The sequence below is a fragment of the Actinoallomurus oryzae genome (assembly GCF_039541955.1).
Classification (GTDB): Bacteria; Actinomycetota; Actinomycetes; order Streptosporangiales; family Streptosporangiaceae; genus Actinoallomurus; species Actinoallomurus oryzae.
Window position 1 is genome coordinate 599845 of the sequence record NZ_BAABHF010000019.1, and the last position, 13650, is coordinate 613494.

Sequence of the window (13650 nt, forward strand, 5' to 3'; positions counted from 1 at the left end):
AGACGCACGGCCCGCGCCGCGGCTACTTCTTCTCGATCTTTTCGCCCTTGGTCGCGTCCACGACGTACCACTTGGCGCCGAAGGCCTCGACACCCTGGCCGTTCATGTCACCGGGCTTGGTGTCCTTGGCGAAGCGGTAGAGCGGATGGTTGTTGTAGGTGACCTGCTTGGTGCCGTCGGTCCGGTCCGTCGTGCCGAGCTTGCTCGCGTCGACGCCCTGGCCCGCCGTGGCCTTCTCGGTGGTGAGGACCGGCGGCCACTGCGTCGCGCACTCGCCGGTGCAGGACGACTTGCCGTCCTTGTCCTTCTCGAACAGGTAGAGCGTCATGCCCTTGTCGTCCACCAGGATCTTGCCGAGGCTGGTGTCCTTGGCGTTGATCGTCACCGGCCCGGGCGCGGGTGACGTCGTCGCCCCGGGCGACTCGGTCGAGGTCGGCGGCGACTGGGGTGACTCCGTCGCCGGTGGGGACTCCATTCCGGGTGAGGTGGGCTGGGCGAGGCCGCCGGACGACGGCACGGCCTTGTGTTTGTCGCCGCACCCCGCCGTCAGCAAGCCGAGGCTGGTGGCCAGCACGCAGGCGGCCATGACTCCCTTGCGCATTACTGTCGCTCCTTTCACACGGTGACGTGGAAGGCACCAGCAGGCGTCCGGCGTGGTGCGCCGTCACGCCCCGCGTTCGCCGTAGCCGGGAACGTCTGGCCTGCTCGTCGAGGCCGTCCCCCCGTGTGCCCCCGCACGGAGGTCCCTGCCCGTCCGTTGTTAAACGGGAACCGATCCGATTCTTAACTGAGCTTGGGAAAGCGCGGCGCGCCATTCCCGGCGCGCGGGGATCAGGAGTTCAACTCGGCCAGGGCTTGCCGGAAAAAGGCGAGCGCGGTCTCCCGCTGGTCGTCGGCGGACAGGAGCGTGGCGTAGGTCAGCGACGCGCCGCCGAACGCGGTGTCGTTCCAGAAGCGGCCCGCGCGCCGGTGCCACGGGGCGACATAGAGGTACGGCTCGGGGTGGGCACCGTCGCCCGGGGAGGCGCCGAAGGTGGCGCGCCGTCCGGCGGCGTCGTCACCGAGCTCCACGGCGGCGTCGAAGTGCTCGGGCCACAGCTGCACGCGGCCGGGCGCGCAAGGGCGAGCCGAGGAGCGAGTGGAGTGGCCGGTGAGGGACGAACCGGCCGCGGAGGGAGTAGCGAGGGGAGCCCGGGGGTATGACTTGCGGCCCTCGAAGCGGAGCTGTTCGAGCACCGACCAGGCGAAGCCGAACCAGGCGCCCAGCGCCTCGGCGGCGGCCGGGTTGACCGGCAGATGCGTGTCCGGGGCGGCCGGCGTGGCCGGAAGGTAGACCTCCGGCGGCATGCCGAGCCGTACGCCGGCGAGCGAGGCGGCCTCCCCGAGCGTCGCGGGCGTGTGGACGGCACCGCCCACGACCAGCCGGCCGGCCTCGACACGGACCTGTTCGTCGTCGCCGAAGTAGGGGGTGCCGAAGCCGCCACGGGTGAACCGCAGCCCGATCTCGCCGTTGGCGGCGTGCCGGGCGGGCGCGACGACGTGCTCGGCGAGCGCGTGCAGCGACCGCCGGGTCGCGACGAACGCGCGCGGGAGCGGCGCGAGCCGGCGCCACGCCCCGAGCCAGCGGTCGGCGCAGAAGGAGGCCAGGTCCGGCCGCTCGGCCGCGAGGTCGTCCCAGCTGCGGCCCAGCCCGGACACGGGCGTCACCAGCCGGACGCCGTACGGCCCGGCGAGGGGGTCGTCGGCGTACCAGGGCGGCTCGGTGACGGCGGGCGGCGACGGCTCGAGCACCCGGACGTCGTACTCGCCGCCGAGCAGTTCCCACGCCTCGCGCCGCGGGCTCGTCGTTCCCCCGGTCATGAATCCCCCCTCGTCGGAGGATGTGACCACAGGGACACGTTTCCGGTTCTTTCGCTTCGCTCGGTCATGGGGTTTCCGGGCGCAGGGCGCGGCTGTTGCCGCGGAACTCGGCGATGACCTCGCCGCCGGCCCGGCGGACGGTCACGTCGTACACCCCGGAACGGCCGAAGCGGACGCGTTCGACGGCCTCGGCGACCAGTACGTCGCCCGCCCGCGCCGGGGCGACGAAGACCACGTCGGCGGCGGCCGCGACGGTGACGATCTCGTAGGTGTTGCAGGCGAAGGCGAAGGCCGTGTCGGCCAGCAGGAACACGTAACCGCCGTGCGCGATGCCGTGGCCGTTGACCATCGTGTCCGCGACGGTCATGGTCGCGCGGGCGCGGCCCGCCGCGACGTCGCTGATCTCGATGCCGAGGTGCCGTGACGAGCGGTCGGCGGCGTACATCTTCTCGGCGCAGCGCCGCGCCACCTCATCGGCCTCCGTCACGCCCCCAGTGGACCACGCTTCGTTGATCAGGGGAACACCTCTGAGCCCATGATCCCCGCATGAGATATCTTCATGATTGTGTATCGGAGCGAGCCCCTCGTCGCACGCCTGCACGTCGACCTCCGGCGGCAGGCCAGCGCGCTGTGTGCGGCCTGATCTGAAGTCTCTGAGCCTCCCGCCCCTGATCAACGGACGTCTCGCGTTCCGGTCTTGATCTCCCCCTTTTCCGGTCAACCCACGGCTGTCATCCTCTGTGGCAGTCGTGTCATGCCGCCGCCGTCCCCCTGAATGGGAAACCTGTGATGCGAAGAAGCGCTGCCCTGCTCACCACCGCCGCCCTGCTGGCCGCCGCCGCGGCCTGCTCGTCGGACAACGGCTCCTCCTCGTCGGGGAGTGGGGCGTTCGACCCGAAGAACTGCCAGGGAGGAACGCTCTACATCCTCAACCAGAGCGACCCCACCTCCCACCACCTCGACCCCGCCCGGATCTACACCTCCGGCGGCGGCGCGGTCCCCTCTCTGATCTTCCGCACGCTCACCACCCGGCACCGGGTGCCCGGGGAGGCGGGCGACCAGGTCGTGCCCGACCTGGCCACCGACATCGGCAAGCCGAGCGACGACGCCAAGACCTGGACCTATCACCTGAAGGACGGGCTGAAGTTCGACGACGGCACGCCCATCACCGCCAAGGACATCAAGTGGGGTGTGGAGCGTTCGTTCGCACCCGAGCTGCCCGGCGGCATCCCGTACCTGCGCGACTGGCTGGTCGGCGGCGAGGACTACAAGGGCCCGTACAAGGGCAAGGAACTGGACTCGATCCAGACGCCGGACGACAAGACGATCGTCTTCAAGCTGCGCAAACCCGAGGGCGACTTCCCGTACGTGGCGACGGCGACGCAGTTCGCCCCCGTACCCAAGGCCAAGGACGACGGCACCGGGTACGAGAAGCACCCGGTGGCCAGCGGGCCGTACAAGGTGCAGTCGCACGAGCAGGACAAGAGCATGGTCCTGGTCCGCAACCCGTACTGGTCGCGCACGGTCGACGACCAGCGGCTGGCCTGCCCCGACCGGATCGAGGGCACCTACGGGCTGAACGCGGCCGTGATCAACCAGCGGCTCAGCTCCAGCGCCGGCAAGGACGCGAACGCCATCACCACCGACACCGACCTGTCCCCCGCCGAGCTGGCCCGGATCACTAACGACCCGAACCTGAAGAAGCGCGCGGTCAAGGGTGAGTTCGGCGAGACCGACTACATCGCCTTCAACCCCAAGGTGAAGCCGTTCGACGACATCCGGGTGCGAGAGGCGGTCGCGTACGCGATCAGCCGCCAGTCGGTGGTCAACGCGGCGGGCGGCAGCTCGCTCGCCAAGGCCGCGACGACCTTCCTGCCCGACCAGGCCGCGTTCGGCTACCAGCCCTACGACTACTTCCCGGCCGGACCGGGCGGGAACGCGGCCAAGGCGAAGGAGCTCCTCGCCCAGGCCGGGCACCCGAACGGGCTGACCGTCACGCTCGCGCACCGCAACGCCGACTACAACCACGACGGCCCGGCCGTCGCCACCGCCGTGCAGGCCGCGCTCAAGCAGGCCGGCATCAACGTGAACCTCAAGGCCTACGACGACGCCTCGTACGGCGACACCATCCAGAAGCCCTCGACCGAGCCGGGCATGTTCGTCACCACCTGGGGCGCGGACTGGCCGACCGGCGGGCCGTTCCTCGGGCCGATCTTCGACGGGCGCCAGATCCTCAAGGACGGCGGCAACTTCAACGCCTCCCAGCTGAACGACCCGAAGATCAACGCCGAGTTCGACGCCATCAACAAGATCACCGACCCGGCCCAGGCCCGGCCGCGCTGGGGCGCCCTGGACGCCGAGATCGGCAAGCAGGCGCTCACCGTTCCGCTGATCCACCCGATCTACATCCGGCTGACCGGCAAGAACGTCAAGAACGCCTACCTCGACCAGTGGCGCGGCTCCTACGACCCGGCGATGGTCTCGGTCAAATGACCGCGAGTGAGCCCGACGCAGCGAGCGGAGTGGTCGGCGTCCTCCCCCGGAGGACGCCTCCCGCTCCGCCCGCGGAGCGAGTGAGGAGGGCGAGCGGGCGATGACGGCTGAGCTGGTCACCGAGGTCGGCGCCGCTCCGGAGGCGCCGACCCGGGGCCGTCAGGTGCGCCGCCGGTTGTTCGCCGACCGGATGGCCATGACGGGCCTCGTGGTGGCGGTCGTGATGATCGTCGCCGCGATCACGGCGCCGCTGCTGATCCACCTCGAGGGTCAGGACGCCACCACCTACCACCCCGAGCTGCTGAACTCCGCGCGCGGCGGCGTGCCGCGCGGGGCGTTCGGCGGCGCGAGCGGCGCGCACTGGCTCGGCGTGGAACCCACGACCGGCCGTGACCTGTTCGCCCGCGCACTGGGCGGCGCGCAGATCTCGTTCGTGGTCGCGATCGGCACGCTGGTCGTGCAGCTCCTCCTCGGCGTCGGCATCGGGCTGGCCGCCGGGCTGGGCGGCAAGATCGCCGACTCGTTCCTCGGCCGGCTGATCGACCTGTCCATCTCCTTTCCGCAGCTCATCTTCGCGATCGCGCTCCTGGCGATCGTGCCGGGCGACTTTCCCCGGCCGCTGCTGCTGATGATGGTCATCGGCCTGTTCGGCTGGGGCGGCACGGCGCGGCTGGTCCGCGGGCAGGTCCTGTCGCTGAGGACCCGCGACTACGTGGCCGCCGCGCGCCTGTCCGGAGCCGGCCGGGCGCGCATCGCGCTGCGGGAGATCCTGCCCGGTGTCTCCGCACCGGTCCTGACGTACGCCGCGCTGCTGCTGCCCTCGAACATGATCTCCGAAGCGGGCCTGTCCTTCCTCGGTGTGGGCGTGCGCCCACCCGCGTCCTCCTGGGGTCAGATGCTGTCCACCGCCACGACCTGGTTCCAGGCCGACCCGACGTACGTCCTGGTGCCCGGCCTGCTGCTGCTCGTCAACGTGCTGGCGTTCACGCTCCTCGCCGACGGGTTGCGCACCGCCCTGGACCCCAGGGCCGGTCTGCGCGCGGGACGGCGGTGAGCCGGCGATGACGCGCTACCTGCTGCGGCGGTTCGTCAGCACCGTGGTGCTGCTGCTGGTGATGGTCGCCTTCGTGTACGTGATCTTCTACGCGCTGCCCTCGGACCCCGCGGTGCTCGTGTGCGGGAAGGGCTGCGGCGGTGGCCAGCTCGCCGCGATCGACCACAAGCTGGGGCTGGACCAGCCGGAGTACGTGCAGTTCTGGCACTTCCTGGAGGGGATCTTCGTCGGCCGCGACTACAGCTCCGGCCCGGACGTCTCCCACTGCGCGGCGCCCTGCCTCGGGTTCTCGTTCCAGAACGACCAGCCCGTGCTGTCGCTGATCGGGCAGCGGCTGCCGGTCTCGCTGTCCCTGACCGCCGGCGCGGCGGTCCTGTGGCTGCTGATAGGCGTCGGGGCGGGCGTGCTGTCCGCGCTGCGCGTCGGGCGCTTCACCGACCGCGCCGTGACGGCGGCCTCGATCCTCGCGTTCGGCGCCCCGATCTTCGTCAGCGGCATGCTGCTGCTGATCCTGTTCTGCGGTGTCCTGCACTGGACGAACTTCCCCGTGTACGTGCCGCTGAGCGACGACCCGGCCGCGTGGGCGAAGAACCTGCTGCTGCCGTGGTTCACGCTCGCCATCGCCCAGGCGGCCATCTACGCGCGGCTGACCCGCACCGGGATGCTCGAGACGCTCTCGGAGGACCACATCCGCACGTTCCGCGCGTACGGACTGCGGGAGCGCCGGATCGTCGGCCGGCACGCGATCCGCGGCGCGCTGACGCCGGTCATCACCATGAGTGCGCACGACTTCGGGTACGTCCTCGTCGGCGCGATGCTCACCGAGACGCTGTTCGGGCTGCCCGGTCTGGGACAGCTCATCGTGCAGTCATCCAACAACGTCGACCTGCCGGTCGTCGCCGGGCTCACTCTCGTGGCCGGCGCGGCGATCGTGGTCGCCAACACCGTCGCGGACCTGCTGTACGCGGTGGTCGACCGAAGGGTCGTGTTGTCGTGAGCGAGACATCGGTGCCCGGTGCCGTGCTGTCGGTCCAGGACCTGTGCGTGGAGTTTCCCACCGGCGACGGCGTGCTGCGGGCGGTCGACGGGGTCTCCTTCGACCTGGCCGGCGGCGGGGCGCTGGGCATCGTCGGGGAGTCCGGGTCGGGCAAGAGCACGACCGCGCTCGCGCTCCTCGGCCTGCACCGGGGCTCCAGCGCCCGGGTCTCGGGCGGGGTCCGGCTCGGCGAGGACGACGTCAACGCGCTGGACGACGAGTCCGTACGCCGGCTGCGCGGGCGGCGCATCGCGATGATCTTCCAGGATCCGCTGTCGGCGCTGGATCCCTACTTCCGGATCGGAGACCAGATCGCGGAGGTGTACCGCACGCACACCGGCGCCGGCCGCCGGCAGGCGTGGGCGCGCGCGGTGGAGGTGCTCGACCGGGTGGGCATTCCGGATGCGGCGCGGCGGGCCCGGTCCCGGCCGCACGAGTTCTCCGGCGGTATGCGGCAGCGAGCGCTGATCGCCATGGCGCTGGCGTGCGAGCCGGAGATCCTCGTCGCCGACGAACCCACCAGCGCGCTCGACGTGACCGTGCAGGCGCAGATCCTCGACCTGCTCGACGAGCTGCGCGCCGACACCGGCATGGCGCTGCTGCTCGTGACGCACGACCTCGGTGTCGTCTCCCGGTCGGTGGACCGGGTGCTGGTCATGCAGAACGGGCGGGCGGTCGAGGAGGGGCCGGTGTCCGAGGTGCTGACCTCACCGGCCGCGCCGTACACCCGGGCGCTGCTGGAGGCCGTTCCCCGCCTCGACGCGCCGCGCCCGGAGCGACCGGCCCACCACAACGCCGGGAAGCCGCTGCTGGTGGTGAGCGGGCTCAGCCGGGAGTTCCGGCGGCCGGGCGGGGGGCTGCGGCGTGACGTGCTGCGGGCGGTCGACGACGTGTCGCTGGAGATCCTCGGCGGCGAGACGCTCGGCGTGGTCGGCGAGAGCGGCAGCGGCAAGACCACGCTCGCCCGGATGATCGTACGGCTGCTGGAGCCGACCTCGGGCGCGATCACCTTCGGCGGGCGCGACATCACGCGGCTGCCGGAGCGCGCGCTGCGGCCGGTGCGCCGCGACCTGCAGATGGTCTTCCAGGACCCGGTCTCCTCGCTCAACCCCCGGCGCACGGTCGGCGACAGCATCGCCGACCCGCTGCGCGTGCAGGGCACCGGCGGCCGCGAGGCGCTGCGGACCGCAAAGGAGCTGATGGAACGCGTCGGCCTGGACCCGTCGCGGCACGACCGGTACCCGCACGAGTTCTCCGGCGGCCAGCGGCAGCGCATGGGCATCGCCCGCGCCCTGTCACTGCGGCCGAAGCTGCTGGTCTGCGACGAGCCGGTGTCGGCGCTGGACGTCTCGACGCAGGCGCAGATCCTTGATCTGCTGCGCGACCTGCAGGAGGAGTACGAGCTGACGATCGTGTTCGTCTCGCACGACCTGGCGGTCGTGCGGCAGGTGAGCGATCGGGTGGCGGTCATGCGGAACGGCGCGCTGGTCGAGCTGGCGGACGCGGAGGAGCTGTACACGTCGCCGCGGCACGAGTACACCCGTACGCTGCTCGCCGCCGTTCCGGTCCTGGCGTAGGGACCCGGGGCGCGGGGGACGCCGACGCCGGCCGTCCCGGCGTCCCGGGAGGGCCGGCGTCGCTGTTCGTGAGAGATGGGCTCCGCGGCCCGCTCGCGCCGGCGGACCGCAAGGAGACCGATGTGTCCGCGCCCTAGAACGCGCAGATGGCGTGCACGCCCAAGCCGGGCGTGCACAGTTCGCGCATGCGTTATCTCCGTTCCGGGTAGAAGACGGCCGTGCGTTGAGGAATCGGATGACCCGGCGGAAACAGCGAACAGCCGAGCATCCGGATCCGGTGCGACTTCTACCCGGACCGGCTTTGGTCACACGCCGTGACCACGCATTTTCATTTCGCCGGGAAATACCCTCCGGGATCTGCGGAAAATGCGCGGGACGTCTAGCGCGCCCACGTCCAGGCGTAGTCTCCCACCTCGACCGATGACGCCTGGTGGCCGATGTTCAGCGGCCGGAAGGTGTCCACCATGACGGCCATCTCGGTCGTTTCCGTGTGCCCGTTGCGGACCGCCTCGATCACGCCCTCGACCGCGCCCGGCGCCGGGCCGTGCGTGAATCCGGACGGATGCAGGCTGATCGAACCGACATCGATGCCGGATCCCTTACGCGCCGAATAGTCGCCGCCGACATAGAACATCATCTCGTCGGAATCGACGTTGTGGTGGTTGTACGGAATGGGAATGGCTTCGGGGTGGAAGTCCAGTGGCCGCGGACAGAACGAGCAGATCACGAAATTGGGACCCTCGAACGTCTGGTGGACCGGCGGCGGCGCATGCGTGCGCTTCACCACCGGCTCGAAGTCGTTGATGTTGAACGCGAACGGGTAGAGGAAGCCGTCCCAGCCCACGACGTCGAGCGGATGGTTCTTGTACGTCAGGCGCGACAGCCCGCCGCGGTGGCGGACGAGCACCGGCACGTCCTCGCCCTCCAGCACGAGCGGCTCGGCCGGCGCGCGCAGGTCGCGCTCGCTGTACGGCGCGTGCTCGAGGAACTGGCCGTACTGCGACAGATAGCGCTTCGGCGGCCGGATGTGCCCGGAGGCCTCGAACACCATCAGCCGCAGCAGGTCCTCTCCCGTGCGGACGAAGCGGTGGATCGTGCCGGTCGGGATGACCACGTAGTCGCCCGGTCCGACCTCCAGCGCGCCGTAGGTCGACTCCAGCCGGGCCCTGCCGCTCTCGACGTACACGCACTCGTCACCGACGGAGTTGCGGTAGAGGTCGCCGTCGGCGTCCGCCGCGACGTAGGAGATGCGCACGTCGTCGTTGGCCATGAGCAGGCGGCGGCCGAGCACCGGGTCGCCGCCCGCGGTCAGGTCGTGCGGCTTGAAGTGGCGCGGCATCAGCGGGTGGTTCGGGCTCGCGCCGGCGGCGTGCGCGGGCAGGTCCACGCCCTCGCTCTTGACGATCGCGGTGGGCAGGTGCACGTGGTACAGCAGCGAGGAGTCGGAGGAGAAGCCCTCCTCCCCCATGAGCTCCTCGGCGTACAGGCCGCCGTCGGGCCGGCGGAACTGGATGTGACGCTTGCGGGGAACCTCCCCGGTGACGCGGTAGTAGGGCATTTCGCCTCCCGCGGTTAATCAAAGCTTTGATTACTACTCATCCGACTCTAAGCTGTGGTCCGTGACCGCACAAGACCTGGACTTCTGGTCATTCGTCGACGCCGCGGTCGAGCGCACCCGGGAGCGGCTCCCGGGGATCGACCCGGAGGCCATGCGCCTCATCCTCACCCTCTACCGGGTGACCAACATGGTGGTGTACGACATGGAGTCGGTGGTGCACCGCCCCCGCGGCTGGAGCTATCCGGGGTTCCGGCTCCTGTTCACGCTCTGGGTCGCCGGCCCGATGGAGGCCAAGCGCGCCGCCGAGCTGTCCGGGATGAGCCGGCAGGCGGTCTCCGCGCTCGTCGGCACGCTCAGCCGGGACGGCCTGGTGAGCAAGGTGCCCGACGTGAAGGACCGCCGGGCCGTACGCCTCAGCCTCACCACCGGGGGCGAAGAGGCCATCAGCGCGGCGTTCAGCACGCACAACGACCGCGAGCAGCTGTGGGCCGGCACGCTGTCCGCCGAGGAGCGCGACACCCTCGTACGCCTGCTGGCCAAGCTCGGTGCCCGCGAAGGGGTACGCCGGCGCCGATAGGGTTTGCCTCGTGTTCCAACGAGTGATGCGCGGAGGCGTACGGCTGCCGGCCATGATCGTCGCGATCGGGATGCTGGCGGGGTGCAGCGACCCGGCGGACGCGGTGCGGCGCGAGCGCGCGGCCGCGCGGAAGGCCTCTCCGAGCCCCTCGGCGTCGGCCGGCGCCGGGCACCGTACGGCCACGTGGTGGCAGGCCCCGGGCGGCCTGAAGACCGTGAACGGTCTCCGCGTGCACACGGGCGCGCTGCGCGCCGGGCGGATGCGCGTCGCGATCACCGACGTCGCCGGCCGGACCCACCGGACGATCACCGCCACGACCGTCCCGCACGGGGCGACGATCGGCGATTTCACCCTCACGGAGATCAAGGTCGCCAAGTCCCCCAAGGCCGGGACGTACGGCGTGACCTTCCACTACCGGAAGCGCTGACCCGGCCGGGGTTTCCAGCCGAATCCCGCTCTGGTTTCATGCGGGTGGGAGGCTACTCATGTCCGAACCGCTCAGCGTCGTCATCGTCGGGGCCGGCTTCGGGGGCATCGGCATGGCCATCCGGCTCAAACGCGCGGGCGTGCGCGACGTCACGGTGCTGGAGAAGGCCGGCGACCTGGGCGGCACCTGGCGCGACAACGTCTACCCGGGTGCGTCCTGCGACGTCCCCTCCCACCTGTACTCCTTCTCCTTCGAACGCCGGCGCGACTGGTCACGCCGCTACCCGCCGCAGGAGGAGATCCTCGACTACCTGCGCGCCTGCGCCGCCAAGTACGGGATCGAGCCACGGTTCGGCACCGAGGTCGAGGAGGCGGCCTTCGACGAGGAGCGCGGGCTCTGGCGGATCCGTACGACCGCCGGGGAGGAGTTCACCGCGCGGGCCCTCGTCGCCGCGTGCGGGCAGCTCAACCGGCCGGCCTACCCCGACCAGCCGAACGCCTTCGCCGGCACGGCCTTCCACTCCTCCCGCTGGAACCACGACTACGACCTGACCGGCAAACGGGTCGCGGTGATCGGCACGGGCGCGAGCGCGATCCAGTTCGTGCCGCGCGTGGCGGAGCGGGCCGCCGCGGTGCACGTCTTCCAGCGGACGCCGCCGTACGTCATCGAGAAGGCCGACCGGCCGTACGCGCCGTGGGAGCGGCGCCTGCTGCGGTGGCTGCCGGCGCTGCGGACGCTCAGCCGGGCGAACCTGTACACACGGCTCGAGGCGCGCGGCCTGGCGTTCGTCACCGCGCCGCGCCTCATGCGCCTCGTCGAGCAAGCCTTCCTCCGGCGGCTCGCCGAGCAGGTCCCCGACCCGGATCTGCGCGCCGCGCTGACACCGGCGTACGTCATGGGCTGCAAGCGCATCCTGCTGTCCGACGACTACTACGCGGCCCTGCGCCGCCCGAACGTCGAGCTGGTCACCACGCCGATCGAGCGCCTCTCCGAGCGCGGCGTCGTCACCGCGGACGGCCGGGAGTACCCGGTCGACGCGGTCATCTACGGCACCGGGTTCCGCACGCAGGCGTTCGTCGCGCCGATGACCGTACGGGGGCTGGGCGGGCGCACGCTCGAGGAGGCCTGGCGCGGAGGCGCCGAGGCGTACCTCGGCATCGCGGTGAACGGCTTTCCCAACCTGTTCCTGCTCTACGGGCCGAACACCAACCTCGGCCACAACTCGATCATCTACATGCTGGAGTCGCAGTTCAACTACATCGTCGGCTGCGTCCGCGCGCTGTCCCGCGCCACGTACATCGACGTACGGGCCGACGTGCAGAACGCCTTCAACGAGGAGTTGCAGCAGCGGTTCCGCCGCACGGTGTGGACCAGCGGCTGCCGGAGCTGGTACATGACGGCCGACGGGAAGATGGTCAACAACTGGCCCGGCCACACGTTCGCCTACCGCCGCGCCACCCGCCGCCCCGACCCCCGCGACTTCCGCGTACGGGCCTGACGGGCCGGCCCGGGGTCACTCCGGGGACGAACGGCGGCTGATCATCGTGTCAAAGTCGGCGGCCTCCGCCCGAGACGCTCTAGCACGCGTAGCGCGTACGTATCGTCGGTCTGGATCTCGGCGAGCGGCACGACCGGCAATCTGATGCGTGTCGCGAGGGGGATCTTCCGGAAAAGGAAGATCGGCGCCACGCCCGGTTTGGGGAGATCTTCCAGTTCAAACCACACCCTCGGCCTGAGTTCATCGACCAACAGCACATGGAACTCACCGTGCATGCATCGACACCGCGCCGGCCGGTCTTCCGAGTCGCGAGGATCAACGGCCGGCCCGGCCCAGTCTCGCAGGCGGACCAGTCCCCCTCGGCCCTTCACCAGTAACACATAAGAACACTACGGTTACCTTCTGTGAAGATCGTTGTGCAGGTCAAACTCATGCCAGATGCCGGGCAGGCACTGGCGCTTGAGCGGACCCTGCACGTGGTCAACGAGGCGGCGGACTGGGTATCGGCCGTGGCGTTCGAGCGCGGTGTGCCGCACGTGTACGAGCTGCGCAGGCACACCTATGCGGAGCTGAAGTCGCGGGGGCTGGGGGCACAAGCCGCCCAGCATGTGATCAAGAAGGTCCGCGACGCCTACACCACGTTGAAGGCGAATATCCGCGCTGGGAACCTCGGCAAGCCGGGCTCCCATCGCCGCGTCAAGGCCGAGGCCAAACCGGTCGTGTTCCGCCCGGAGGCGGCGCAGCCGTATGACGACCGGTTCTTGTCCTGGCAGTACGACGCCGGGACCGTGTCGGTGTGGACCGTCGAGGGCCGGGTGAAGAACATTGCGTTCGCCTGCTCGGCGGGTGCCCTCAAGACGCTGCAGGAGCACCGGCAGGATGAATCGGATCTGGTTCGGCGTGATGGTGTGTTCTATCTGAGCGCCACGTGTGAGGTGCCCGAGGCCGAGCGGTACGAGCCCGGGCGGTTCATCGGTGTGGACCTGGGCGTCGCCGCCATCGCGACCACTTCGACCGGTTACCAGGCCGCGGGGCGGGGACTCAACCGGCATCGCAGGCGGCAGCTCGAACTACGCCGCAAGCTTCAGAACAAGCGGACCAAGTCCGCCAAGCGGCTGCTGAAGAAGCGCAGCCGGAGCGAGAAGCGCCACGCGGCGAACCAGAACCACATCATCGCCAAGACGATCGTGACCGAGGCTGAACGCACCTCATCCGGAATCGCCCTGGAAAACCTCACAGGGATCCGGCAGAGGGTACGGCTCCGCAAGCCCCAACGGGTCACGCTGCACTCCTGGGCCTTCGCCCAGCTCGCAGACTTCATCGCCTACAAGGCCAAACGGGCCGGCGTGCCCGTGGTCTTCGTCGATCCGGCCTACACCTCACAGCAGTGCTGCGAGTGCGGCCACATCGACGACAACAACCCGGCAAGCCAATCGGTTTTCATTTGCCGGAACTGCGGGGTCGTTGCCCACGCCGACCGCAACGCCTCCCGCAACATCGCCCGCAAGGGCGAGGCTGTGTGGACCGCGGGGCGTGAGTCACGCGTCCCTGCCACCCCATAGGGGCGGTT

The 13650-nt window shown here is 70.4% G+C and carries 14 protein-coding genes; 9 read left to right on the forward strand and 5 right to left on the reverse strand.

The features are described 5' to 3' along the window. Window positions 1–22: 22 nt before the first annotated feature. The 3 genes from ABEA10_RS16925 to paaI all read right to left on the reverse strand — a co-directional run bounded on the left by ABEA10_RS16925 (window position 23) and on the right by paaI (window position 2305). Window positions 23–601 (reverse strand): COG4315 family predicted lipoprotein, encoded by a 579-nt coding sequence (locus ABEA10_RS16925; RefSeq protein WP_345464636.1) that lies wholly within the window; start codon window positions 599–601, stop codon window positions 23–25. A 230-nt stretch (window positions 602–831) separates the two neighbouring features. Then, the gene (locus tag ABEA10_RS16930; protein ID WP_345464639.1) at window positions 832–1860 is read right to left on the reverse strand and encodes a hypothetical protein; all 1029 of its coding nucleotides are present in this window, start codon (window positions 1858–1860) and stop codon (window positions 832–834) included. A gap of 64 nt (window positions 1861–1924) precedes the next feature. Further along, window positions 1925–2305 carry a hydroxyphenylacetyl-CoA thioesterase PaaI gene (gene paaI / locus ABEA10_RS16935; RefSeq protein ID WP_329262830.1) on the reverse strand — a complete coding sequence of 127 codons (381 nt, stop codon included), beginning with the start codon at window positions 2303–2305 and terminating at the stop codon, window positions 1925–1927. Between the two features lie 114 nt (window positions 2306–2419). Between paaI and ABEA10_RS51135 the strand changes: the two genes are divergently transcribed. The 5 genes from ABEA10_RS51135 (at window position 2420) to ABEA10_RS16955 (ending at window position 8020) form a co-directional block, all read left to right on the forward strand. Continuing rightward, window positions 2420–2503, forward strand: coding sequence for a putative leader peptide (locus tag ABEA10_RS51135; RefSeq protein ID WP_425550916.1), 84 nt, complete (start codon window positions 2420–2422; stop codon window positions 2501–2503). A gap of 146 nt (window positions 2504–2649) precedes the next feature. After that, entirely contained in the window at window positions 2650–4353 is a 1704-nt protein-coding gene (locus tag ABEA10_RS16940) for an ABC transporter substrate-binding protein (protein ID WP_345464642.1), read from the forward strand. Window positions 4354–4453: 100 nt separating this feature from the next. After that, the gene (locus ABEA10_RS16945) at window positions 4454–5407 is read left to right on the forward strand and encodes an ABC transporter permease (protein ID WP_345464645.1); all 954 of its coding nucleotides are present in this window, start codon (window positions 4454–4456) and stop codon (window positions 5405–5407) included. Window positions 5408–5414: 7 nt separating this feature from the next. Then, window positions 5415–6404 (forward strand): ABC transporter permease, encoded by a 990-nt coding sequence (locus tag ABEA10_RS16950; protein ID WP_345464648.1) that lies wholly within the window; start codon window positions 5415–5417, stop codon window positions 6402–6404. Continuing rightward, on the forward strand, window positions 6401–8020 hold the full coding sequence (locus ABEA10_RS16955) for an ABC transporter ATP-binding protein (RefSeq protein WP_345464651.1): 1620 nt from the start codon (window positions 6401–6403) through the stop codon (window positions 8018–8020). Before ABEA10_RS16950 ends, ABEA10_RS16955 begins: the two co-directional genes overlap by 4 nt. 379 nt (window positions 8021–8399) lie before the next feature. Here ABEA10_RS16955 and ABEA10_RS16960 read toward each other — a convergent pair whose 3' ends face one another. Further along, a complete protein-coding gene (locus ABEA10_RS16960) occupies window positions 8400–9578 on the reverse strand; it encodes a homogentisate 1,2-dioxygenase (protein ID WP_329238937.1) in 1179 nt (392 codons plus the stop codon). Between the two features lie 61 nt (window positions 9579–9639). Here ABEA10_RS16960 and ABEA10_RS16965 point away from each other — a divergent pair, with 61 nt between their 5' ends. The 3 genes from ABEA10_RS16965 to ABEA10_RS16975 are packed head-to-tail and all read left to right on the forward strand — an operon-like array spanning window position 9640 to window position 12080. Continuing rightward, window positions 9640–10155 (forward strand): MarR family winged helix-turn-helix transcriptional regulator, encoded by a 516-nt coding sequence (locus ABEA10_RS16965; protein WP_425550912.1) that lies wholly within the window; start codon window positions 9640–9642, stop codon window positions 10153–10155. Between the two features lie 10 nt (window positions 10156–10165). Further along, the gene (locus ABEA10_RS16970) at window positions 10166–10582 is read left to right on the forward strand and encodes a hypothetical protein (protein WP_345464655.1); all 417 of its coding nucleotides are present in this window, start codon (window positions 10166–10168) and stop codon (window positions 10580–10582) included. 58 nt (window positions 10583–10640) lie between these two features. Then, window positions 10641–12080: a flavin-containing monooxygenase gene (locus ABEA10_RS16975; protein ID WP_345464658.1), complete on the forward strand. Its 1440-nt coding sequence runs from the start codon at window positions 10641–10643 to the stop codon at window positions 12078–12080. Window positions 12081–12121: 41 nt separating this feature from the next. Here ABEA10_RS16975 and ABEA10_RS16980 read toward each other — a convergent pair whose 3' ends face one another. Continuing rightward, on the reverse strand, window positions 12122–12355 hold the full coding sequence (locus tag ABEA10_RS16980) for a hypothetical protein (RefSeq protein WP_345464661.1): 234 nt from the start codon (window positions 12353–12355) through the stop codon (window positions 12122–12124). 129 nt (window positions 12356–12484) lie between these two features. Between ABEA10_RS16980 and ABEA10_RS16985 the strand changes: the two genes are divergently transcribed. Then, a complete protein-coding gene (locus ABEA10_RS16985) occupies window positions 12485–13642 on the forward strand; it encodes an RNA-guided endonuclease InsQ/TnpB family protein (protein WP_345464664.1) in 1158 nt (385 codons plus the stop codon). Window positions 13643–13650 lie beyond the last annotated feature (8 nt).